This window comes from Vibrio sp. VGrn 2 (assembly GCF_009361695.1).
GTDB lineage: Bacteria > Pseudomonadota > Gammaproteobacteria > Enterobacterales > Vibrionaceae > Vibrio > Vibrio diabolicus.
In genome coordinates this window covers 1-22,366 of the sequence record NZ_RBWD01000015.1, presented here as the reverse complement: position 1 = coordinate 22,366, position 22,366 = coordinate 1, and the positions used below count along the sequence as shown (strand labels likewise).

Here is a 22,366-nt window from a genome sequence, read left to right as displayed (position 1 = left end):
TCATGTTGGCATATTTGTTATTTTTTTTTAACGCTTCTTTTGTGATTCTCAATTCTGCGCTGTGTTCACTCGCAATTTGTATTATCGCTGTGTTTAAAGTATTGCTTCCAAGCGTGGAGCTAAAAGCGAAAGCGACCGCTTGTGCTAACAAGGTGATGTGGTTATGGGCTACCGTTAATGCGGGCATTCTGGCTGTTTCTAACCGTGTTGACTGGGATGTTCAGGGCGGTGAGGCGCTGAAAAAAGACGGGTGGTATCTGCTGATCAGTAATCATCTCAGTTGGACCGATATTGTGGTGCTTTGCTGCGTGTTTAAAGACCGCATACCTATGCCGAAGTTTTTCCTCAAACAACAACTGTTGTATGTGCCTTTCATTGGGATGGCGTGTTGGGCGCTCGACATGCCATTTATGCGTCGTTATTCGCGAGAGTATCTGATCCGCAACCCGCACAAACGAGGTCAAGATTTAGAGACGACACGTCGCTCGTGCGCCAAGTTCAAACATGCCCCAACCACAGTGGTTAATTATGTCGAAGGCACTCGATTTACCGAAGAAAAACAGCGTAAGAGCAAGACGAGCTACCAATATTTGCTGCAACCAAAATCGGGCGGGATTGCATACACGTTAGCGGCAATGGGGGAGCAGTTCGAGAACATTATCGATGTGACGCTGGCGTACCCAGAAAATACAAATAAGCCATTCAAGGATTTATTAATGGGCCGAATGGGCAAGGTTGTTGTGCGTGTGAATGTGTTGCCCGTCGATGAACGAGTGCTTGGTGATTACTTTAACGATAAGCCCTATAAGCGACAATTTCAGCAGTGGTTGGGTGATGTGTGGCAAGAAAAAGATCGGTTACTACAAGAGATTTACAAATAAACAAAAGGGGAGCGATGTGCTCCCCTTTTGATTGATATCGATGTGCTTATTTTAGTGTCAGCAAGTAGTTCACCAGAGAGAAGTACTCATCCATTGTTTTGATGCTTTGTGCTTGAACTAGGTATTTGTTGTTAACGATAACCGCAGGAACGCCGGTTAGACCGCTGTTTTCAAATTGCTTGTCCATACGGCGAACCATGGAGTCAACCGCAAAGCCTTTGAATGCTGAGTCGAATTTTTTCGCGTCTACACCTTCATCAAGGAAGATTTGGCGAAGCTCTTCATCGTTACGTGGCGCCTTCTTTAGATTGTGGATGCGGTTAAACATCACTGGCACCATTTTGTCTTCCACTTTTAGTGCAACCATGGTCGCGTAGGCTTTGCTCATTGATGGGCCCATGTTGCCACCCATGAAAGAAACGTGGTTTTTTAATAGCTTAGTACCTTCTGGCAACTGCTTTTTCAGTTGCTGGATAACAGGTTCAAAGCTATTACAGTGCGGGCAGTAGAAAGAGAAAAACTCCGTCACAAGAGGTTTTTTTGATGCCTCAAGATCCAATACTTTGTAATGTTCACCTTCTTTGAATTGCGCTGCATGTGCCGACAGGCTTAGCATCAGCATAGAAAACAGTGCGAACAGTTTTTTCATCGAAATATCTCCATTTTTGAATTTGTGGCCTGACTTACCATTGAGGCATTAAAGACAGCGGTGCTTCTTCTAAAGCGGCGATCTGCTCTTTAAATGCAAGGACCTGACCTTCCCAGTATTTTGGCTCATTAAACCATGGAAAAGCGAGAGGAAACGCAGGGTCATGCCAACGTTTTGCTAGCCATGCCATATAGTGCACCATTCGTAGACCGCGAAGTGGCTCAATTAGTTTCAATTCTGCGGGGTTAAAGTCGCAAAACTCTTGATAAGCTTCTAAAACAATATCCAGCTGCATCAGTTTGTCTTGGCGCTCACCGTTAAGCAGCATCCATAAGTCCTGCACAGCAGGGCCGTTACGAGCGTCATCCAAATCAACAAACATAGGGCCATCTCGCCACAAAATGTTGCCTGGGTGGCAATCGCCATGCAGCCGAATGGTATTGAAGCCTTCTTGCCAGTGGCTTTCAATCGATTTGATCAGCATATCCAAGTCATTGAAGAAGCTGTTCTCCAAGTGCATTGGAATCATGTTGGCGTTTTGCAGAATCTCTCTTGGTTGATACAGGTATTCTTGCAAGCCAATCGTTGGGCGGTGTTGGAAGGCTTGGCGGCTACCCACTTTGTGGATGCGCCCAAGGAAACGCCCTACACCTTCGAGCTGATCTAAGTTGTCAACCTCGTACTGGCGACCACCCACGCTCTCAAACAGCGCAAAGGCATAGCCTTGATAGTGATGCAGGGTTTCACCGTTGATGCGCACAGGTGGTGCGACGGGGATTTCGTTTCCAATTAGTTCTAAAGTGAAGTCGTGCTCCTCTTGGATCTGTTCGTTGCTCCAACGTTCAGGGCGGTAAAACTTGACGACATAACGACGACGCTCTTCGTCAGTGAATTGATAAACACGGTTTTCGTAGCTATTGAGGGGAAGAAAGCCTGATTCTGCGCGAACGCCGATGCTTTCTAACGCGTACCACATAAAATCTGGGGTAAGGGCGTCAAAGTTAAACATACTTTGGGACATATAAACAAAAAGGCTCATTACTGAGCCTTTTTCCGTTAGTCACTGAAGTAGCGCTATAGTTTTTTAATAAAACGGCTTTCCACTTCAATGGTGAATTCGTTGCTCTTATCGGTGAGTATAAACTGAATTGTCGTAATCGCAGAGTTTAGCTTGTCAGGTTCGGCGCCAAGACTCATTGGTAAGTTCAATACCTCACCTGGCTGTACCTGAATTGTCTGCTTACCATACCAGCTTACATCGGATAGCCCTTCAACATCTAACGAGTACTCTTGCACTTGCTGAGTTTTGTTGATCACCTTGAGGGTGTAGGTGTTTTCTACTTCGCCTGAGCTATTAACGCGGAACAGTTGGTTACGGTCGCGAATAACACTCATGCCTGCTGGGTCTACCGCTGCGATTTGGGCAAAGAACAGACCAATCATGACCAGTAGCACAGCTCCATAGCCCAGCAGCTTCGGACGCATGACTTTGGTACTCTTACCCGATAAGCGGTGCTCGGTGGTGTAACTGATTAGTCCTTTCTCGTAACCCATGCGATCCATGGTGTTGTCACACGCATCAATACAGGCGCCACAGTTAATACATTCATATTGTAAGCCGTCACGAATATCGATACCTGTTGGGCACACCTGCACACACAAATCACAATCAATACAATCCCCCAAACCAAGCTGCTTTGGATCGGCTTTGCGTGGACGTGGACCACGCTTTTCACCACGTTTTGCATCATAGCCAACGATGAAGGTGTCTTTATCAAACATGGCAGACTGGAAGCGCGCGTAAGGACACATGTGAATACACATGATGGAACGCATCCAACCAGCATTACCATAAGTACAAATGGCAAAGAACATTATCCAAAAGACGGGCCAGAAGTTGGCGTTAAAAGTGAAAAAGTCGATAACCAATTGCTTCATTGGAACGAAGTAGCCAACAAAAGTAAAACCAGTGGCGAGCGCAATGGCAAACCAAGCGATATGTTTGATGGTTTTGCGCATCGCTAAATTCGCCGTTAGCTTATTGGAGTCCTGCTTACGACGCTTATTGGCGCTGCCCTCTAGCTTCTCTTCAAACCAGATATACATGAAGGTCCAGACGGTTTGTGGGCAGAGATAGCCACACCAAACTCGACCTAAGAAGGTGGTAATAAAGAACAACCCAAACGCCGCGATCACAAATAGCAAGGCGAGTAGGGTAAGATCTTGCGGATACAACGTGGTACCGAAAAAGTTGAACTGCTGGTTGCCAATATCGAGCAAGATCGCTTGACGTTCACCGTAAGGAATCCACGGTATCAAAGCGAAGAGAAGCAGTAAGAACCAACCACCGTAACGACGCAGTTTCTGGTAAGTCCCTTTGCTTTCGCGTACATAGATGCGATTACTTGGGTTGAACCGATCCCCATTCCCTTTATGAGTCTTGGGGTTGTAGGTTTTAGGAGTCACATCTTTGATATCGATCTTATCCTGACTCATGCACTCATCCTTCTTAGGCTTTTATAATGTACGGCGTCATTTCTATTGATGTCGCTCGATGACATTGCTACTTCGTCCTTATCATAAATCATGACCGGACATAATTATTTTAGTAAATACTGATGAACGGCGATTATACAATCAATAACAATTCCTTTTCTTTAACGCAGTCAACGTTTAACAACAAAAGTCAGTACAGTTAACCTGATAATTGGCTGAACAGTTATAACCAATTGTGGGACTAAAAATTTTAGTTATAAAAAAGCGACTCACTTGAGGGAGTCGCTTAAAGAATACTGGGCTGTTGAACCGGTTATTTGATGATGCCACGAGCGCGCAGAATCGCAGTTTTAAAATCATCTTCTTGGTCTTTCTTAAGACCTGGGATCATTTCGTCTTTGCTGCTGTTACGCATTTTAAGGTGGTAGATCAGCACGTCGTCGGTCAGATCTTCTAGCTTGCCTTCGTAGCCTGCTTCTTTCGCTAGCTTCACGATGAACTGCAGTAGGTTCATTTCTTGGTCTTTATGCCATTCAGGTTCTAGTAGCTCAAGCAGCTCTTCAATGCGATGACACTTCATTTCTTTCTCCACAGAATTTATAGGTGTAATTAGCTGTAAAGGTACCAAATTGCTTTGCGAAGACCAAATAGGAAAAACTATCTATTTCACTGTGTTTTGTTCTAAGTCGTTGAGGTGGTTTGAGTTGCGTGCAAAGAAAAAAGCGCAGCTGGCGCCGCGCTTTTGATTAAGCTGCTTTGATAACTTTGGCCGGAACACTCGACATCATTGCTGTCTTCTCAACCAATGTCATTGCTGGCGCAACTTGCTTTGCCTTTGGTGCAGTAGTAAAGCCACTGCGGCGGCGCATTGCACTAGTATTAGTGTGTGCGAACCTGACTGTTGTTGGGCGCATTAATTTACCTAACTGTCAGGCATATCCATTGCCGATGTAATGGCCTGAATCATTATGAGCTAGGCTCCAACAAGATTGAAGAATCACTCTTCTGGCTCTCGCCAATCCAGTTAATGAATCAGGAATACCGATATGCATGCATATCACATATAAGATTAGCATCCTTGTAATAATTGGTCGATAGTTGAGCAATTGAATTGTTTAGATTTTGTCATTTTGTCGCGATGATCGAGGCAATTTTTGTTTGATCCCTCGATCAGCAGTAGTAGTATGAGATCTCGACGAAGGAGGTGCCTATGTCATTTTTGAAGAAGACACTTGCCAGCTTTGGGATTGGGAGCGCTAAGGTTGACTCAATCCTAAATCAAGACGTGCTATATCCTGGTCAAAGTGTGGATGTGTCTATCCATGTTTATGGTGGTGCCACTGAACAAGCGATCGACAACATCGATTTAAAACTGTGTTGTCGCTATATCGCGGAAGCTCCTGATGACCGTGGTGCGCGAGAAGGACACAGCATGCGCCGAGTACCTCAGACTCATGTGCTTGCTAAGTGGAGCCTCCCTTATGCGTTTACCATCCATTCCGGCGAAGAGCGTACCTTCGATGTTCAGCTCGATGTGCCTTGGAATACGCCTGTCACCATTGGTGACGCCAAAGTGTGGCTCGAAACCGGCTTGGACGTTGCTGCTGCTTTAGATCCGACCGATAAAGACATCCTCACCGTTCGACCTGATCCACTAATGGATGCGGTGTTATCCGCATTTGAAGCGCAAGGTTTGCGTATTCGCCAAGTGGAGTGTGAGGAAGTAAAAGGGTTCGACCTGCCATTTGTGCAAGAATTTGAGATGGTGCCGACTGACGGGCCATACCATGGCGTGTGGCGTGAGTTAGAATTTGTCGCTCATCGTAGCGAGCAAGAACTCAAATTATGGTTTGAAGTTGACCGCACACGCAAGGGCGAGGGTGGCATGCTCGCAAGCTTACTGGGTAGCGGAAAACTCAAACGAGAGTTGACCATTCCAGCCACGACTAAGCTTGATCAAGTGGGCGAGCTTGTACTTAATTATCTCGATCAAACCACAGCCGTTCATGAGTCTTAATTTAAGCTTACACGTGTAAGCCTAATGTGCCATACTAGAGCAAATTTCAAACTCTAGTATAGGCGCATTGATGTCTCAACTGCAGAAACCGCAATACAGTCAACGCGAAGAACTGGCCAATACCATCACTCATGGCATTGGGATGATTTTTGGTATTGTTGGCTTGATACTGCTGCTAATCAAAGCCATAGACCAGCAAGCTGATACGCTGACGCTGGCCAGTATGGCTGTCTATGGTGCGAGTATTATCGTGCTATTTTTGGCTTCGACGCTGTATCATGCAATTCCGCACCCCAACGCCAAACGCTGGCTAAAAACTTTCGATCACTGCGCCATTTATCTGCTCATTGCTGGCAGTTACACGCCTTTTTTGTTGGTGAGTTTACGTACGCCGCTCGCGTTTGGTTTGATGATTGTTATCTGGACCATTGCTCTACTCGGCATCATCATGAAAGTCGCGTTTGTTTACCGATTTAAAAAGCTTTCCTTGATGACGTATTTGGTCATGGGCTGGCTGTCGTTGATTGTGATTTATCAGTTGGCGATCAACTTGGATATTGGCGGACTGACATTACTCGCAGCTGGTGGGATAGTGTATTCACTGGGGGTGATTTTCTACGTTGCGAAGCGTATTCCATTCAATCATGCGATTTGGCACGGCTTCGTTTTAGCGGGTTGTGTGTGTCACTTCTTCGCAATCTATTATTTTGTCAAGCCTATCTAACGGATAGAGATAAACTCGACAAAACATGTGTTATCACTTTAACGAGTTTTCACTTCTAACACTTTGGCTGAAAACTGGTATTGCTGAGATTGCGGCACTGCCAGTTTGATGCTTTTACCCTGTTCTGCTTGTTTTGGTCGCAGGTAAGTATCCGCCATTCGCTTGATGGATTGCCAAACCGTGACTTTTTCTTTCGCCAGTTGCTGGCCAGACATATCAAATACCTGAACTTCCACTTCAACTTGAATCACCGATTGTGAGCTTTGATTGGTAATGGATGTTGGCAGTACGAGCTCACCATCTTCATAGCTCGCGGAGCCAATCAGTACGTCGACACCAGAGTCAGACAGCTGCATGGTTGGCTTTTTGGCGTTTACCACCACGGTAGTGCCAACAGTTTTCGTCACCACTGGAATTGTCGCAATTGCGGGAGATGCGATCGTTTCAACCGCACTTGTTGTCGCTTGCGTCTCTGTTGCTTGCTGCGCAGTTTTTTTCATGACGTATTCCCAAGTAAAGTCATCGTTTAACTTCACTTCTCGACCATCGGCTAAAGTGATGACTTCAGCGGCGTATGTGGATGAGGCGGCAAGTAGGGTCGCCAGAGTAATCCATGTTTTCATTGTTATACCTTTTATTTGTGTCTGCTTAACGGCGCCAAAACGCAGGGAAGAACAGTACAAGAATAGTCAGAATTTCCAAGCGGCCCATTAACATGCCAAAGCTCAGGAGCCACTTGGCGGTATCTGGCAGAGGCGCGAAGTTACCCGTTGGTCCAATCACGCTTCCCATACCTGGGCCGACGTTGGCTACCGCAGTGATGGCACCAGAGATGCTCGTGATGGGGTCTAAACCCAGCGCACTCAAGCAACCCGCGATAAAGATGATGGTGATAAAGAACATCAAGCCAAACGCGACCACCGAGCGAACAATGTCATCATTCACTGGGCGTTGGTTGTAGCGCTGTACAAACACACCTGAAGGGTGAATCAATTTCATCATCTGTTTGTTCAGCAGTGTCATTGCGATTTGGAAACGGAAGATTTTGATCCCACCAGACGTTGACCCCGAACATGCGCCCGCCATCATTAAGAAGGCAAAAAGAGTTGTGGGTAATGCGCCCCACGCGGTGAAGTCCTCTAAGCCAAAGCCGGTTGTGGTGACGACAGAGACGATATTAAACATCGACACTCGTAGCGCATCCAAAATGGTGTATCCATCTCGAATCACTAACCAGGCTGAAATCACTAAGCTTGAGAAAACGAACAGGTACGCGAATCCTCGAACTTGAGCGTCGTTAACCAATACATCAATACGGCGTTTACGTAACGCGGCGATGAAGAGCAAAAATGGCAAGCCACCTAGGAACATAAAGGTGGTTGCTACCCAATGTGCGCCATTAGAGAAGTTGTTCATCGACCCGTCAGATGTAGAGTATCCGCCCGTTGATAGCGTGGTAAAGGCATGGTTGATCGCTTCAAACAGGTTCATGCCGGTGACCAAGTAGCCCACAATGCATAAGCCAGTAAGCATCAAATAAACCGCTACGATGTTTTTGGCGACCGTTTTCGCTCTCGGGCTACTTTTATCCGACCAATCGGATGATTCGGTTTGGAATAGCTTCATACCACCGACATTGAGCATAGGTAGCACCGCCACCGCCATTACGATAAAACCAATCCCCCCAAGCCACTGCAAGATAGAACGCCACAACAAAATACTTGGCGCCATGTTGTCTAAACCGCTGAGCACTGTGGAACCAGTGGTAGTAATGCCTGACATGGTTTCAAAGTAGGCGTCAGTGAAGCTGATGTGGTTGATGAACACAAACGGCAAGGCGGCAAACGCACTGGCGATGGTCCAAACCAAACTGGTGATAAGGAACATATCGCGTACGCTGAGTTTGAACTTGGCGGTTCGACCGATCGTCAAACAAATGAAAGCGGCAAGGTGCGTGATCACAACGGCTTGGGCGAAATCGAGAAATCCCCCCGTACCAGTGAAGAAAGCGACCAAAGTCGGCACGTACATAAAAAGGGCCAGTTTGGATAAAACCAGCCCGATAACAAATAGTACGGGACGTAAGTTGACCATAGGAAAATCCTAGAGGAAGAATGGACTCGGCTGGAATAGCGCTTCGACGTCTGATACGTATTTTTTGTTGACCAGGAACATCACCACATGGTCATCCTGCTCGATGACCGTACGGTCGTGGGCAATAAGGACTTCTTCGCCACGAACGATAGCACCAATGGTGGTCCCAGGTGGGAGCTTAATATCTCCAATCGCACGTCCAACAACTTTGGATGTACTTTCATCACCGTGAGCGACGGCTTCAATGGCTTCCGCAGCGCCGCGGCGAAGTGAGGATACGTTCACGATATCAGCGCGACGAACGTGTGTCAGCAAGGCGGAAATGGTCGCTTGTTGTGGTGAGATCGCCACATCAATTACGCCGCCTTGTACCAGATCTACATAAGCGCCACGTTGGATCAGCACCATTACTTTTTTCGCGCCCATGCGTTTTGCCAACATCGCAGACATGATGTTGGTTTCATCTTCGTTGGTCAGCGCGATGAAGACGTCGACTTGGTCGATGTTCTCTTCCGAGAGAAGCTCTTGGTCTGCCGCGTCGCCGCAGAACACGATGGTGTTTTCTAGCTCTTCTGACAGTTTTTCTGCACGTTGGTAGTTACGTTCAATCAGCTTCACGCTGTAGTTTTGTTCTAAGCGCTTTGCGAGACTGGCACCGATGTTACCCCCGCCAACAATCATGATGCGGCGGTACGGTTTTTCTAGGCGCTGAAGCTCACTCATCACTGAGCGAATATGATTACTTGCGGCGACGAAGAACACTTCATCATCGGCTTCAATGATGGTGGTACCTTGCGGACGAATCGGGCGACCTTGACGGAAAATCGCCGCCACACGGGTATCGATGTGCGGCATGTGCTCACGCAAAGCAGACAGCGCATTACCCACAAGCGGGCCACCATAGTAGGCTTTCACCGCCACTAGGCTGACTTTCTGTTCAGCAAAGCTCACCACTTGCAGCGCGCCCGGGTATTGGATCAGACGTTCGATGTAGCTCGTAACGAGTTCTTCTGGGGCGATAAGGTGATCGACAGGAATGGCGCCAGATTTAAACAGGGCTTCTTTTTCTGCCAAGTATTCTGGAGAGCGAATACGTGCAACGCGGTTTGGGGTGTTGAATAGAGTGAACGCGACCTGACAGGCGGCCATGTTGGTTTCATCAGTGTTGGTTACTGCGACGAGCATATCGGCGTCTTGCGCACCAGCTTCGTGCAGCACGTCAGGGTGGCTCGCATGGCCATTGACCACACGCAGGTCGTATTTGTCCTGCAATTCACGCAGTCGGTCGGCATTGTTGTCGACGATGGTGATGTCGTTGTTTTCACCCACTAGGTTTTCTGCCAGTGTGCCGCCAACCTGACCTGCACCAAGAATAATGATCTTCATACTCTTTTCTCGTTATCTGAAAAAGGCGATTGAAATCACTCCAATCGCCCTATTTAGCATGCTGTTACGCGTGTGTTTTAGTTAGCACTGCGTAGTAGAAACCATCCATATCTTCTTCGCCTGGTAGAATTTGACGACCAGGCTGGTCGGGATCAGAATCCAGCAGTTGCGCATCCGCGGTACGTGCTAAAAACGCTTTTACTTGCTCCACGTTTTCTTGCGGTGTGATTGAACAAGTCGCGTAAACCATTGTGCCGCCGGGTTTCAGTTGCGTCCACATGGCATCAAAAATTTCACTTTGTAGCTCTGCTAATGCGGCGATGTCGTCTGCACGACGTAGCCATTTGATGTCTGGGTGACGACGAATCACGCCAGTCGCAGAACATGGGGCATCCAGCAAAATGCGATCAAATTGCTCGCCTTGCCACCATTCTTGTGGATTACGCGCATCACCGCAAACCACTTTTGCCTGAAGGTTGAGACGCTTCAGGTTTTCATGCACACGTTTCAAGCGTGTGTCGTCGCAGTCAATCGCGACCACTTCACTGCCCGACGTGCGCTCTAGAATGTGCGCAGTCTTGCCACCTGGCGCAGCACAGCAATCTAAAATCAGTTCGCCGTCTTGTGGTTTTAGATAGTTGATCGAAAGCTGCGCTGCCGCATCTTGTACCGAAACCCAACCTTTATCAAAACCAGGTAGCTTCATCACGTCACATGGTGCGGCCAATTTTATGGCGTCCATTGCTTCTGTGTGTGGCGTGCTATCAATGTTTTCATTTTTGAGCAGCGCAAGGTATTCATCACGAGTGTGGTGTTGATGGTTCACACGCAGCCACATTGGTGCTTTTTGGTTGTTCGCTTCAACAATGCTTTCCCATTGCTGTGGGTAGGCCTCTTGCAACAGTTTTAGTAACCAGCTTGGGTGACCGTACTTGCCAGCGTTGTTGCTGACGGCCATTTGGTCGAGTTCTTCTTGGTTGCGCTGGTAGTTACGCAATACAGCGTTAATCAAACCACGCAGACGAGGACCCTTCAGCTCTTTAGTGCCTTCAACCGTTTCACCGACAGCTGCGTGCGCAGGAATGCGCATGAAGCTAAGTTGGTAAATACCAACCAGAATTAGGTGATGGAATACACGTTGTTTGCCTTTGAGCGGCTTATCCATCAACTGGTTTGCAATCATTTCTAGGCGAGGTAGGTAACGTAGCGTACCGTAACAAATCTCTTGTAGCAGAGCGTGGTCACGAGGTCGTACCGTTTGTTGAGCCGCTGGAAGAGCGCTTGAAAGTGAGTGGCCCTTGTCGACGACAAGATACAGGACGTTAGCAGCCGCAGCGCGAACATTCATGATGAGTACCTTAAAGTAAAGGAGGGCATCTCTGCCCTCTAAAAGTTCGTATTATTGGGGATGATAACCCCTAGTATGGCTTAAACCAGCAGAGTGCCGACTTCAAACCAAGCTGCACGTGAGTTCAGAATATCCTGAACTGACATAGCTTTTTTGCCAGGAACTTGCAGTTGCTCTAGCACCAGTACGCCGTTGCCTGTCGCAACATAGATACCGGTTTTATCTGCTTGCACGATGGTGCCGGCTGGCTTGTCACTGGTTTGCTCTGCCACACGGCTTTGCCATACTTTGATGCTATTTTCTGCCGCCTCAAAGTGGCTCATTGGCCATGGGTTAAATGCACGAACGCAGCGCTCAATGTGAGCCGCATCGTCGTTCCAGTTAATGCGTGCTTCTTCTTTGCTGAGTTTTTTCGCGTAGTTCGCTAGCTCATCGTCTTGCTTCACTGGCACTGCTTTACCCGCAGCAATGTCGGCTAAGCAGTCCATCAGGGCTTCTGGGCCAAGCTCAGCCAATTTTTCGTACATTGAAGCGCTGGTATCTGTCGCTTCGATTGGCAGAGTTGCAATCTTCAGCATATCACCAGTGTCGAGACCGATGTCCATCTGCATGATGGTCACGCCCGTTTCTGCATCGCCCGCCCAAATAGAGCGTTGGATTGGAGCCGCACCACGCCAACGAGGTAGGATAGAACCATGTACGTTGATACAACCCAGTTTAGGGGTATCAAGAACCGCTTGTGGCAGTAGCATACCGTACGCCACGACAACCATGAGATCGGCGTTCAGATCGGCAAGTTCTTGTTTCGCTTCGTCGGACTTAAAGCTTTCAGGTTGGTAAACCGGGATGTTGTGTTCCAGCGCCAGTTGTTTTACCGGTGGCGCAGCCAATTTCTTGCCACGACCCGCTGGACGATCTGGGTTTGTGTAAACCGCGATGACTTCATGCTCCGAAGACAACAACGCCGCCAAGTGACGGGCGGCGAAATCCGGAGTACCTGCAAAGACAATACGTAAAGACTGACTCAAGGTAGGCTTCCTTCTAATTGGTATGGTTCGAGATTAAGCGTTTTGCTGCTTCTCGTTAAAGCGTTTGATTTTTGCTAGCTTGTCCTGAATGCGTTTGCGTTTCAGTGGCGATAGGTAATCCACGAATAGCTTACCTTGTAGGTGATCAAGCTCGTGTTGAACACAAATCGCTAGCAGGTCGTCGGCTTCAAAGGTGAACTCTTTGCCATCACGATCCAGTGCTTTAACGGTAACTTCTGCAGCGCGAGGCACAAGTGCGCGTGCACCTGGTACCGACAGACAGCCTTCTTCGATGCCATCTTCGCCACGCTTTTCCAGAATCTCAGGGTTGATTAGCACCATCGGCTCATCGCGAGTTTCTGAAATATCAATCACTACGATACGTTTGTGGATATCAACCTGCGTTGCAGCAAGGCCAATACCTTCTTCGTCGTACATGGTTTCAATCATGTCATCGACGATTTTTTGAATCTCAGGCGTCACCGCTTCAACAGGCTTTGCGACTGTGCGCAGGCGATCATCCGGGAATGTTAATACTTGTAATACAGACATATTCACTCGAAATATTGAACTGTGCCGAAACAGCACAAACCTTGTTGGCTCAATTCTAGACATTTTATAGCCTAAATGACAGCATCCTTGCACCAATTTCCATTCTGGTTCCTGCTTAATAGACCAAGGACGAGGGTCATGAATCGAATTTTCCGCAACGTTGCCAGTGTTACGTTGCCGTTACTTTTCTCTTTCAACGCTGTAGCAAATGTGGATGCGAAACCACTGACTGTTAAAGATGATGCGCCACAAACATATGTAGTCGTGAAGGGCGATACGCTATGGGATATTTCGGCCATGTACTTGGATAGCCCGTGGTTGTGGCCTCGTTTATGGCAAGTAAACCCGGAAATCGACAACCCTCATTTAATTTATCCCGGAGACAAGCTGTCTTTGGTGTGGATTAACGGTCAGCCCGTATTGAGCCTAAAACCGGTAAAGAAGCTGAGCCCGAAAGCACGCATCACAGAAAAGAAAGCGGTGCCAACTGTTGCTGAAGGTTTGGTGATGCCGTACCTCAAATCGGATCGATTGCTGGATCAAGATGCGTTGAATAGTGCAGCAAAAGTGATGGGTAGCAGCAAAGGCAGTAAGTATCTGACAGCAGAAGATGTGCTGTACATCGATGGCAAGCAGACCGCGACAGGCTGGGCTATTTACCGACCAGTAGAAACGTTCTCGCGTGACGATGTGTCTAAAGAGATCACCGCGCTGCGTTTGATTGCCAAAGGTGAGCTCGTTGAAGCTTCGAGCGATTATTCTGGTTTGAAGATCACGTCTCAATTGCAAGAAATCCTGCGTAACGATATCGCGTTGCCAAATCAATCAGTCGAGAACACTGACTTCACAACAACGTTCTACCCTATGCCGTCGCCACAAGGCAGTTCTGCAAAGTTGCTGGGCAATATCGAAGGTATTCGCTTTAGTTCAACTAACCAAGTCGTGGTGATTGATAAAGGCACGTCAGACAATCTGAAACAAGGCAGTGTGTTTGATTTAAAAGAAGACGCGCACCCAGTTTACAAAGACGGCGATGAGTTCAAGAAAGAGTTTGGCGTGCTTGATAAGAAAATTACTCTGCCACAGAGTAAAGTTGGCGAATTGCTTGTGATTCGTCCGTATCAGTACTTTAGCTTGGCACTGATCACTAACAGTACGAAACCCATTAACCAAGATGTTTCGGTGGTGTCACCGTTGGCGAACTAATTAACCATCGATGAATCGACGAAATAACGATGATCTCGCTGCCTGGTTAAAACTGAGTTGTTTACCAGGCATTGGCGGGGTCAAAATGAATAAGCTACTGGCAAGAGACACGCCGCGTAACATCGTAAACTTCTCTCCCGAACAGCTACAACAACTTGGGTTAACAACCAAGCAAATTCAAGCTTGGGCTTCAACAGATAAAGAAGTTGATGCCTGTTTAAGTTGGCTTGAGGCTTCTACAAATCATCATATCCTGACACTGACTGACCCGCTTTATCCACCTCAACTCAAACAAATCGTTGCGCCGCCACCTCTACTTTTTGTTCAAGGAAATTCTACTTGTCTTTCGCAGCCACAGATAGCAATGGTTGGCAGCCGAAATGCGAGTATTGATGGCTTACAGCATGCACGCCACTTTGCCGCAGAATTTGTTCAGCACGATTTTATTGTCACCAGTGGTCTCGCTTTAGGCATTGATGGTCATGCGCATGATGGTGCGTTGCAAGCGGGTGGTAAGACGATTGCGGTGCTAGGATCTGGTTTAGCAAATATTTATCCAGCACGCCATCGTAGTTTAGCGCAACGTGTTATTGAACACGGGGCTTTGGTGTCTGAGTTTCGGCCTAATGCCAAGCCGCGCCCAGAAAACTTCCCGCGTCGTAATCGTATTATTAGTGGATTATCGCTTGGTGTACTGGTCGTCGAGGCGGCGAAAAAGAGCGGCTCGTTAATTACAGCTCGTTACGCGCTTGAGCAAGGTCGAGAAGTATTTGCGCTGCCAGCGTCAATCAATGCCCCCAATGCCTGCGGTGGAAACCAGTTGATACGTCATGGCGCTTGCCTCGTAGAAAAGACGAAAGATGTCTTAGATGAAATACAGTCCTTGCTTGATTGGTCTATTAATCAGAGTACCGATTTATTTTCTACGTTAAATGAAGAAGAAGAATTGCCATTTCCTCAGCTGTTAGCTAACGTAGGAAGTGAAGCTACACCGGTTGATATTCTTGCAAACAGGACCAATATACCTGTCCAAGAAGTCATGATGCAGCTCTTAGAGTTAGAACTCTCTGGGCATGTCGTTGCGGTTTCAGGTGGCTATATTCGAAAGGGGAGGGGCTAGCTATGATGATGGATATACTGATGTATCTATTCGAAACCTACATCCATAGCGATGCAGAGTTACAGGTCGAACAAGACGAGTTGGAAGAAGAGTTGCTTCGTGCAGGCTTCCAACAAAAAGATATCTACAAAGCCCTTGTCTGGTTAGAAGAGCTTGCCGCATTGCAGCAAAGTGACACCTCTTCTGCAATCTCGACTTGCATGGCTTCGTCATCAACTCGTATCTACACAGCGAAAGAGATGCAGCGTTTAGATTTGGAATGCCGAGGATTTCTATTGTTTCTCGAGCAAATCAATGTGTTAACCACAGAAACTCGCGAAATGGTGATTGACCGAGTGATGGGATTAGAAACGAGTGAGTTTGAGCTTGAAGACCTCAAATGGATCATTCTGATGGTGCTGTTTAATGTGCCTGGCAACGAAAACGCTTACACGCTAATGGAAGAGCTGTTGTACACCAAGGAACAAGGGATTCTTCACTAACCATCTGGGCAAGTTCGAGTTTAGCTAGAATAAACGCGAGCTTGTCTTTTTGTGTGTTTTTCACGAAACGGTAAGTATGAGTAGTAAAATCGACAACACCCTTTTCTCTGCCCATGAACACGCTTTGGAACACGAGCCGTGTCCTAAATGTGGCAGTGAATTGATCCTCAAACATGGCAAACACGGTCCCTTTCTTGGCTGTAGCCACTACCCAAGCTGTGATTACATCAAAGCCCTGCACAACAATGATGGACACATCGTCAAAGAGCTTGGTGTTCCTTGTCCAGATTGTGGTAACGAGTTGGTATTACGGCAAGGGCGTTATGGCATGTTTGTTGGTTGCAGTAACTATCCGGCTTGCCATCATATTGAGTCGATTAATCAACCTGAGCCAGAAAAGCAGCCGCAAGAGAAACACGCGTGTCCTGAATGTGGTAAAGGTCATTTAGTTGAACGTAAGACGCGCTTTGGTAAAACTTTCTACGCATGTGATAACTACCCTAAATGCAAATTTGCAGTGAATCTCCCTCCGGTTAAAGGGATATGCGAAGAATGTGGTTTTACGTTGTTGGTGGAGAAGAAACTCGCCAGTGGTGTGAAATTGCAATGTGCCAACCGTAAGTGCCAGCACACTCAGCAAGGGTAAATACATCAAAGGAATTAAAAAGGGTCGCATCGTGCGACCCTTTGTGGTTTTTGGGGCTAGATTTTAGCGTTACGCTTGTTTCGCAAACTCGTGCACGGCTGGGAATGCCATTGGATCTAAGGCATCCGAGAGAGCGCACAACCTACGGTGCAATTCTCCTGGGTAGTCACCACATACGTTGATGTGACCCATTTTTCGCCCTTCACGCTTCTCTTTGCCGTACCAATGGATGTGACAACCATCCATGGCGAGAAGCGCTTCTGGCAACGTATCTTCACCAAGAATATTCACCATCGAGGTTTCGCGAATCAGTTTGGTGCTGCCTAACGGCAAGCCGCATACGGCGCGCAGGTGGTTCTCGAACTGACAGGTTTCTGCACCTTGCTGTGTCCAGTGACCAGAGTTGTGCACTCGTGGGGCAATCTCATTCACTAGCAGCGTGCCATCGACATCAAAGAATTCGAGCGCCAATACACCAACGTAATCTAGGCTATCTGCGACGGCCGTGAGCATCTGCTTGGCTTGGGCTTGCAGTTCTGGCGCATCAATTGCGGTGGATAAGCTCAGTACGCCATTGATGTGAACGTTTTCTGCTAGAGGGTACACTTCAACGCAGCCATCTTTGCTTCGAGCACCAACTAGTGATACTTCGCGGTTAAAAGGAACAAACTCTTCAGCAACAATCGCTTGAGTTGGTGTTGCCGCGATGCACTCTGCCATCTCAGTCCAAATGTCATCGACTTGAGAAGCTTCTTTTAAGCGCCATTGACCTTTACCATCGTAACCTCCCAATGCACTTTTCAGAACCATTGGCATACCAACGTGTTCAATTGCGCGCTCAAAGTCTTCACGAGTTTCAATCACGTAGTATTTCGCGTTGCGCACGCCAGCATCATCAAGCAGTGCTTTTTCAATACGGCGATCACCACCTGCTTTGATGGCTGCGGTACTAGGGAGGAACTTGCCACTTAATTCACAGATGTCGAGTACATCGTGAGGAATATGTTCGAATTCTGCGGTGATCGCATCCACTTGTTCAATGGCATTTTCCAAACCATGACCAAGCACCTGTTGGGTAAGAGGATGGACAACGTTACCGCTACCGACATCGTAAGCTGAAATTTGAATATTCAGTGGCGCACCAGCCAGAGACATCATTCGAGCCAATTGACCCGCACCAAGAACCAGTACATGCATCTGATTAATCCTCAGCTGGATTTGGGTTAGCCAGTACGGTTTCCGTCTGTTCATTGCGGAACGCTTCTACCTTCGCCATGATGCTTTCGTCATGAGTGCCTAGGATTTGTGCCGCTAAGATGCCTGCGTTTGCAGCGCCCGCTTCGCCAATCGCTAACGTACCGACGGCAATGCCTTTTGGCATTTGTACAATAGATAGCAGAGAGTCCATGCCTTTTAGTGCGCGAGATTGAACCGGAACGCCAAGTACAGGCAAACTGGTGAAGGCTGCCGCCATTCCCGGTAGGTGAGCTGCACCACCGGCACCTGCGATGATCACTTTGATGCCGCGTTCTTTCGCGCTGCTAGCGTAATCGGCTAATAGTTGAGGAGTACGGTGAGCTGACACCACCTTTGTTTCGTAAGACACGCCAAATTGATCCAGCATGTCTGCTGCTAGTTTCATGGTTGGCCAATCGGATTTAGAACCCATGATGATACCGACTTTCATCTCAAACTCCTTCAAGCTGCAAAATTAGGTGAGCTGATAAATTTGTGCGCATTATACGGGGATTTTTATCTCAAGCAAACGTTTGCGTCTTGTTGTTGAGGCTATTGATACATTTTATAAAAAAATTGCTTTAGTGTCTGAGAATGAATATTTGTACACTTAGTGAAAATAATACAGTCAGACAATCAGGAAGTAATCGGTGGATAACTTTGAACAAGTGCTCAACGCACTACAACAAGGCGAAGTGATTGCCTACCCAACAGAAGGGGTTTTTGGTGTCGGATGCGATCCAGATAACCCAGAAGCAATTCAAAAACTGCTGGAGCTCAAGCAGCGCCCGGTGGAAAAAGGGCTGATTCTGATCGCTGCAAGTTATGAGCAGCTCTTGCCGTATATTGATGAATCTCAGTTGACTGAAGAACAATTACAGACTGTTCATGCTACTTGGCCAGGCCCATACACTTGGATCATGCCAGCGAGCGATAAAGTATCCAACTGGGTTTCAGGGCAGTTTGATTCAATTGCGGTTCGTGTGACTGATCATCCTTTGGTTCAAAAAATGTGTAATGCATTCGGAAAGCCGTTAACCTCTACCAGCGCGAATCTTTCCGGCTTGCCACCGTGTATGACCACGGAAGAAGTCGAAGAGCAATTGGGTGACAAGCTGGTGGCCATTCTTCGTGGTGAAACCAGCGGTCGTGATAAACCCAGCGAGATTCGTGACGCCAAGACTTCACAAATATTAAGACAGGGCTAACCCTGCTTGCCAGTCATCAACCGGTATCACGTAATAGGTAATAACGTATGTCAGCAATCGATAAGCACGCCGTAAAGCAGTTCCTGATGTCACTTCAGGACTCCATTTGTCAGCAGTTAGAACAAGAAGATGGAAAGGCCGTCTTTGTCGAAGATGCATGGCATCGTGAACCGGGCGAACGTCTTGGTGGCGGTGGGCGCTCACGTGTTCTGCGTGATGGTCTTGTTTTCGAGCAAGGTGGGGTGAACTTCTCGCATGTGGAAGGGAAAGAAATGCCAGCATCTGCGACGGCTCATCGTCCGGAGCTAGCGGGTCGCCGCTTTGAAGCGATGGGGGTCTCTTTGGTTATCCATCCCAAAAACCCTTACGTCCCAACTTCTCATGCGAATGTGCGTTTCTTTATCGCAGAGAAAGAGGGCGAAGAGCCAATTTGGTGGTTTGGTGGTGGTTTCGACCTGACTCCTTTCTATCCTTTCGAAGAAGATTGTCAGTCATGGCACGATACAGCTAAGGCAATCTGTGCCCCATTTGGTGAAGAAGTATATGCAGAACACAAAGCGTGGTGTGATAAGTACTTCTTCTTGCCACATCGAAATGAAACTCGTGGTGTTGGTGGTTTGTTCTTTGATGATTTGAATCACTGGGAGTTTGATAAGTGTTTTGATTACATCAAAGCGGTGGGTGAAGGCTATTGCCAAGCTTATTTGCCGATCGTGTCTCGTCGTAAAGACATCGAATATGGCGAGCGCGAACGTGAATTCCAACTTTACCGTCGTGGTCGTTATGTTGAGTTCAACTTAGTGTACGACCGTGGCACTTTATTCGGTTTACAAAGTGGTGGGCGTACCGAGTCGATTCTGATGTCGATGCCGCCGTTAGCGCGATGGGAGTACCGCTACGAACCAGAAGCAGGAACGCCTGAAGCCGAACTTTACGAGCGATACCTGAAACCACGCGAATGGTAAGCACGGAATCTCCTTTTCTATATAGATAGATAGTGATAGGGTCATCTGTAATCAGATGGCCCTGTTTTCTCTATATCTAAGTAAGGAATAAAGGTAAGGACATGACCCCGCAAATCGATCGTTACGCCGTGTTTGGTAACCCTATCGGGCACAGCAAGTCGCCATTTATCCATACACTCTTTGCTCGTCAAACTAATCAGTCCCTAACATACACCGCAGAGTGTGCGCCTGTGGGTGGATTTATCGAGGCGGCGAAAGCATTTTTTGCTGACGGCGGCAAAGGCTGTAACGTGACCTTGCCTTTTAAAGAAGATGCCTATCAATTTGCTAGCCGTTTGACCGAGCGTGCTCAGCTTGCTGGAGCAGTGAATACACTTAAGAAGCTTGATGATGGTGAAATCATTGGTGATAACACTGATGGTGCAGGCTTAGTGCAGGACTTGTTGCAACATCAAGTCGTTTTAGAAGGCGCACGTATCCTGATCATAGGGGCTGGTGGTGCCGCTCGAGGAGTGATTAAACCATTGCTCGATCAAAAACCAACATCTCTAACGATAACTAATCGTACATTTTCCAAAGCCGAAGAATTGGCAGAATTGTTTTCTGCGTATGGCCCTGTTACAGCAAAAGAGATGAATACCATTGCTGAAGAGTTCGATGTCATAATCAACTCTACGTCTGCATCATTGAGTGGTGAGTTACCTGCGATCTCTTCCTCGGTGTTCGCCGCCAATAGTACAAGCTACGACATGATGTATGGCAAAGGTGATACCACATTTAACCAATGGGCTAAGCAACACGGTGCGGCACATGCTTATGATGGTTTAGGTATGTTAGTTGGCCAAGCTGCTGAGAGTTTTATGTTATGGCGCGGTCTTCGTCCTGGGGCCAAACAGATTTTGCGTGAATTAAGAAAGAACCTTGAAGGTCAATAAGCGATGAATCAATCCATCTTATTCCCAGACATGCAATCATGGGATGAAGTATCACAATCAGTAAACTTTGCGGCGCAACAATCTGGTGCGCTAATAGAATGCTTTGTGACGAAACAAAAGTTAGAAAAGTTATCTGGCTCAGAGTTAGATACGGAGCAGGCCGTGATCGCCGCTTTTATTGACTACCGATTTGATCTGGAAGAAATAGCAGAAGAGTTAATAGAAGATGAAGCCTTCAATGAAGAAGGCCATATCATCATTGGTTAACAGACCTTTAGTTCAAGTCTTCTACTTCATGTAAGTAGTCGTTTTTGTTTTGAACATAGTTATTGGCTGACTTTTGTAAAAAAGCTCGTTCTGTCTCTGATAGAGGGCGAGCTTGTTTCACTGGACTACCGACATAAAGATAACCGCTTTCTAATCTCTTTCCTGGCGGTACTAAACTGCCCGCTCCAATCATCACCTCTGATTCAATAACGACAGCATCTAAAACAATCGCCCCCATACCAACCAATACACGATCGTGGATCTCACAACCGTGCAGCATCACTTTGTGGCCAATCGTAACGTCATTGCCAATGATAAGTGGGTAGCCGTTTGGGTTTTCGGCGTTCTTATGGGTGACATGCAAAACACTACCATCTTGAATATTCGTTCGATCACCAATGTGAATGTGGTTCACATCGCCTCGTGCCGCTACTAATGGCCAAATGCTAGAATCGTCCCCAATACGGATATCTCCGACTAACACTGAAGTTGAGTCAACGTAAACACGCTCACCAAGTTGAGGCTTTATACCTTTGTAGCTTCTAATTGAGCTCATCTTTTCTCCTTATTAGGGGCGAGTACAGGGGACATGGAGGTAGAATAGTAGTGAAAACTCGCCTTTTAGAATAAAAAACACCCAAACGATAAAAAAATCAAAAAAAACGTGAAAAAGGGCTTGCCAATGTGATCGCAATCTCTATAATGCCACCTCGCTGACACGGCAACGCTTCGAAGCTTAAGTTTCGAAAGTAAGAAGCCAAGTTAGCAAGCCAAGTTAGCCAAGCGGAAACGCTTGAAGAAAGTTTGAAAAAAGTGATTGACACTAAACTTTAACTCGCTAAAATGGCCGTCCTGTTTTGAGCAAAGCTCAACAGGAAAGCTCTTTAACAATATAGACCTATCAATCTGTGTGGGCACTCGTTGATGATAATCCAATTAGATACCTCGGTATCAAATTAGGTTTCAATGAAACGAAGTGACCATTGAATCTTCGGATTCAGCACAGTCAATTCAAACATTACTTTATGTAATGTTCAGTATTCATTGAGCCGACAAAATCTTAAATTGAAGAGTTTGATCATGGCTCAGATTGAACGCTGGCGGCAGGCCTAACACATGCAAGTCG

General features: G+C 47.1%; 25 protein-coding genes and 1 rRNA gene. 12 read left to right on the top strand and 14 right to left on the bottom strand.

Annotation, left to right across the window (positions count from 1 at the left end; all coding sequences use genetic code 11):
- The first annotated feature begins 2 nt into the window (after positions 1-2).
- Positions 3-881 carry an acyltransferase gene (locus D8S93_RS20160; protein WP_046874593.1) on the top strand — a complete coding sequence of 293 codons (879 nt, stop codon included), beginning with the start codon at positions 3-5 and terminating at the stop codon, positions 879-881.
- Positions 882-927: 46 nt separating this feature from the next.
- Here the strand turns inward: D8S93_RS20160 and D8S93_RS20155 are convergent, their stop codons facing one another.
- The 5 genes from D8S93_RS20155 to D8S93_RS20135 form a co-directional block, all read right to left on the bottom strand.
- The gene (locus D8S93_RS20155) at positions 928-1,530 is read right to left on the bottom strand and encodes a thiol:disulfide interchange protein DsbA/DsbL (protein ID WP_005379036.1); all 603 of its coding nucleotides are present in this window, start codon (positions 1,528-1,530) and stop codon (positions 928-930) included.
- Between the two features lie 34 nt (positions 1,531-1,564).
- Positions 1,565-2,551, bottom strand: coding sequence for a serine/threonine protein kinase (locus tag D8S93_RS20150; protein WP_074190074.1), 987 nt, complete (start codon positions 2,549-2,551; stop codon positions 1,565-1,567).
- Positions 2,552-2,604: 53 nt separating this feature from the next.
- Complete coding sequence (ccoG, locus tag D8S93_RS20145; RefSeq protein ID WP_152815113.1) at positions 2,605-4,026, bottom strand: cytochrome c oxidase accessory protein CcoG; 1,422 nt, start codon at positions 4,024-4,026, stop codon at positions 2,605-2,607.
- Between the two features lie 313 nt (positions 4,027-4,339).
- Positions 4,340-4,606: a YihD family protein gene (locus tag D8S93_RS20140; RefSeq protein WP_048625604.1), complete on the bottom strand. Its 267-nt coding sequence runs from the start codon at positions 4,604-4,606 to the stop codon at positions 4,340-4,342.
- 166 nt (positions 4,607-4,772) lie between these two features.
- Entirely contained in the window at positions 4,773-4,940 is a 168-nt protein-coding gene (locus D8S93_RS20135) for a hypothetical protein (RefSeq protein WP_005379043.1), read from the bottom strand.
- Positions 4,941-5,236: 296 nt separating this feature from the next.
- Between D8S93_RS20135 and D8S93_RS20130 the strand changes: the two genes are divergently transcribed.
- Together D8S93_RS20130 and trhA are read left to right on the top strand one after the other, a co-directional pair.
- Entirely contained in the window at positions 5,237-6,043 is an 807-nt protein-coding gene (locus tag D8S93_RS20130) for a sporulation protein (protein WP_005394045.1), read from the top strand.
- Positions 6,044-6,113: 70 nt separating this feature from the next.
- Positions 6,114-6,767 (top strand): PAQR family membrane homeostasis protein TrhA, encoded by a 654-nt coding sequence (gene trhA, locus D8S93_RS20125; protein WP_193621654.1) that lies wholly within the window; start codon positions 6,114-6,116, stop codon positions 6,765-6,767.
- Positions 6,768-6,805: 38 nt separating this feature from the next.
- Here trhA and D8S93_RS20120 read toward each other — a convergent pair whose 3' ends face one another.
- The 6 genes from D8S93_RS20120 to def form a co-directional block, all read right to left on the bottom strand.
- Positions 6,806-7,390 carry a DUF3157 family protein gene (locus D8S93_RS20120; RefSeq protein WP_193621653.1) on the bottom strand — a complete coding sequence of 195 codons (585 nt, stop codon included), beginning with the start codon at positions 7,388-7,390 and terminating at the stop codon, positions 6,806-6,808.
- A 25-nt stretch (positions 7,391-7,415) separates the two neighbouring features.
- A complete protein-coding gene (locus D8S93_RS20115) occupies positions 7,416-8,861 on the bottom strand; it encodes a TrkH family potassium uptake protein (RefSeq protein ID WP_152815104.1) in 1,446 nt (481 codons plus the stop codon).
- Between the two features lie 9 nt (positions 8,862-8,870).
- Positions 8,871-10,247 carry a Trk system potassium transporter TrkA gene (trkA, locus tag D8S93_RS20110; protein ID WP_005394041.1) on the bottom strand — a complete coding sequence of 459 codons (1,377 nt, stop codon included), beginning with the start codon at positions 10,245-10,247 and terminating at the stop codon, positions 8,871-8,873.
- A 64-nt stretch (positions 10,248-10,311) separates the two neighbouring features.
- On the bottom strand, positions 10,312-11,595 hold the full coding sequence (gene rsmB, locus D8S93_RS20105; RefSeq protein ID WP_152815101.1) for a 16S rRNA (cytosine(967)-C(5))-methyltransferase RsmB: 1,284 nt from the start codon (positions 11,593-11,595) through the stop codon (positions 10,312-10,314).
- A gap of 80 nt (positions 11,596-11,675) precedes the next feature.
- Entirely contained in the window at positions 11,676-12,623 is a 948-nt protein-coding gene (gene fmt / locus D8S93_RS20100) for a methionyl-tRNA formyltransferase (RefSeq protein WP_152815098.1), read from the bottom strand.
- A 33-nt stretch (positions 12,624-12,656) separates the two neighbouring features.
- Complete coding sequence (def, locus tag D8S93_RS20095) at positions 12,657-13,175, bottom strand: peptide deformylase (protein ID WP_005379068.1); 519 nt, start codon at positions 13,173-13,175, stop codon at positions 12,657-12,659.
- Between the two features lie 138 nt (positions 13,176-13,313).
- Between def and D8S93_RS20090 the strand changes: the two genes are divergently transcribed.
- The 4 genes from D8S93_RS20090 to D8S93_RS20070 all read left to right on the top strand — a co-directional run bounded on the left by D8S93_RS20090 (position 13,314) and on the right by D8S93_RS20070 (position 16,629).
- Positions 13,314-14,381 (top strand): LysM peptidoglycan-binding domain-containing protein, encoded by a 1,068-nt coding sequence (locus D8S93_RS20090; RefSeq protein ID WP_152815096.1) that lies wholly within the window; start codon positions 13,314-13,316, stop codon positions 14,379-14,381.
- A 10-nt stretch (positions 14,382-14,391) separates the two neighbouring features.
- Positions 14,392-15,501: a DNA-processing protein DprA gene (gene dprA, locus D8S93_RS20085; RefSeq protein ID WP_152815093.1), complete on the top strand. Its 1,110-nt coding sequence runs from the start codon at positions 14,392-14,394 to the stop codon at positions 15,499-15,501.
- A 2-nt stretch (positions 15,502-15,503) separates the two neighbouring features.
- Positions 15,504-15,983 carry a DUF494 family protein gene (locus tag D8S93_RS20080; protein ID WP_005379074.1) on the top strand — a complete coding sequence of 160 codons (480 nt, stop codon included), beginning with the start codon at positions 15,504-15,506 and terminating at the stop codon, positions 15,981-15,983.
- Positions 15,984-16,059: 76 nt separating this feature from the next.
- The gene (locus tag D8S93_RS20070) at positions 16,060-16,629 is read left to right on the top strand and encodes a type I DNA topoisomerase (RefSeq protein ID WP_152815087.1); all 570 of its coding nucleotides are present in this window, start codon (positions 16,060-16,062) and stop codon (positions 16,627-16,629) included.
- A 69-nt stretch (positions 16,630-16,698) separates the two neighbouring features.
- Here D8S93_RS20070 and D8S93_RS20065 read toward each other — a convergent pair whose 3' ends face one another.
- Both D8S93_RS20065 and purE read right to left on the bottom strand, forming a co-directional pair.
- Complete coding sequence (locus D8S93_RS20065; RefSeq protein ID WP_152815084.1) at positions 16,699-17,826, bottom strand: 5-(carboxyamino)imidazole ribonucleotide synthase; 1,128 nt, start codon at positions 17,824-17,826, stop codon at positions 16,699-16,701.
- Positions 17,827-17,830: 4 nt separating this feature from the next.
- Positions 17,831-18,316 (bottom strand): 5-(carboxyamino)imidazole ribonucleotide mutase, encoded by a 486-nt coding sequence (purE, locus tag D8S93_RS20060; protein WP_005394016.1) that lies wholly within the window; start codon positions 18,314-18,316, stop codon positions 17,831-17,833.
- 199 nt (positions 18,317-18,515) lie between these two features.
- Between purE and D8S93_RS20055 the strand changes: the two genes are divergently transcribed.
- From D8S93_RS20055 to D8S93_RS20040, 4 genes are all read left to right on the top strand, one after another.
- Positions 18,516-19,073: an L-threonylcarbamoyladenylate synthase gene (locus D8S93_RS20055; RefSeq protein WP_005394015.1), complete on the top strand. Its 558-nt coding sequence runs from the start codon at positions 18,516-18,518 to the stop codon at positions 19,071-19,073.
- Between the two features lie 47 nt (positions 19,074-19,120).
- Entirely contained in the window at positions 19,121-20,038 is a 918-nt protein-coding gene (gene hemF / locus D8S93_RS20050; protein ID WP_152815081.1) for an oxygen-dependent coproporphyrinogen oxidase, read from the top strand.
- 101 nt (positions 20,039-20,139) lie between these two features.
- Entirely contained in the window at positions 20,140-20,973 is an 834-nt protein-coding gene (aroE, locus tag D8S93_RS20045) for a shikimate dehydrogenase (RefSeq protein WP_015297507.1), read from the top strand.
- Between the two features lie 3 nt (positions 20,974-20,976).
- Positions 20,977-21,240, top strand: coding sequence for a DUF1488 domain-containing protein (locus tag D8S93_RS20040; RefSeq protein WP_005497408.1), 264 nt, complete (start codon positions 20,977-20,979; stop codon positions 21,238-21,240).
- Positions 21,241-21,247: 7 nt separating this feature from the next.
- Here the strand turns inward: D8S93_RS20040 and D8S93_RS20035 are convergent, their stop codons facing one another.
- On the bottom strand, positions 21,248-21,796 hold the full coding sequence (locus D8S93_RS20035) for a gamma carbonic anhydrase family protein (protein WP_005394003.1): 549 nt from the start codon (positions 21,794-21,796) through the stop codon (positions 21,248-21,250).
- Positions 21,797-22,302: 506 nt separating this feature from the next.
- Between D8S93_RS20035 and D8S93_RS20025 the strand changes: the two genes are divergently transcribed.
- Positions 22,303-22,366: ribosomal RNA gene (locus D8S93_RS20025) — 16S ribosomal RNA — on the top strand; the annotation flags it as partial.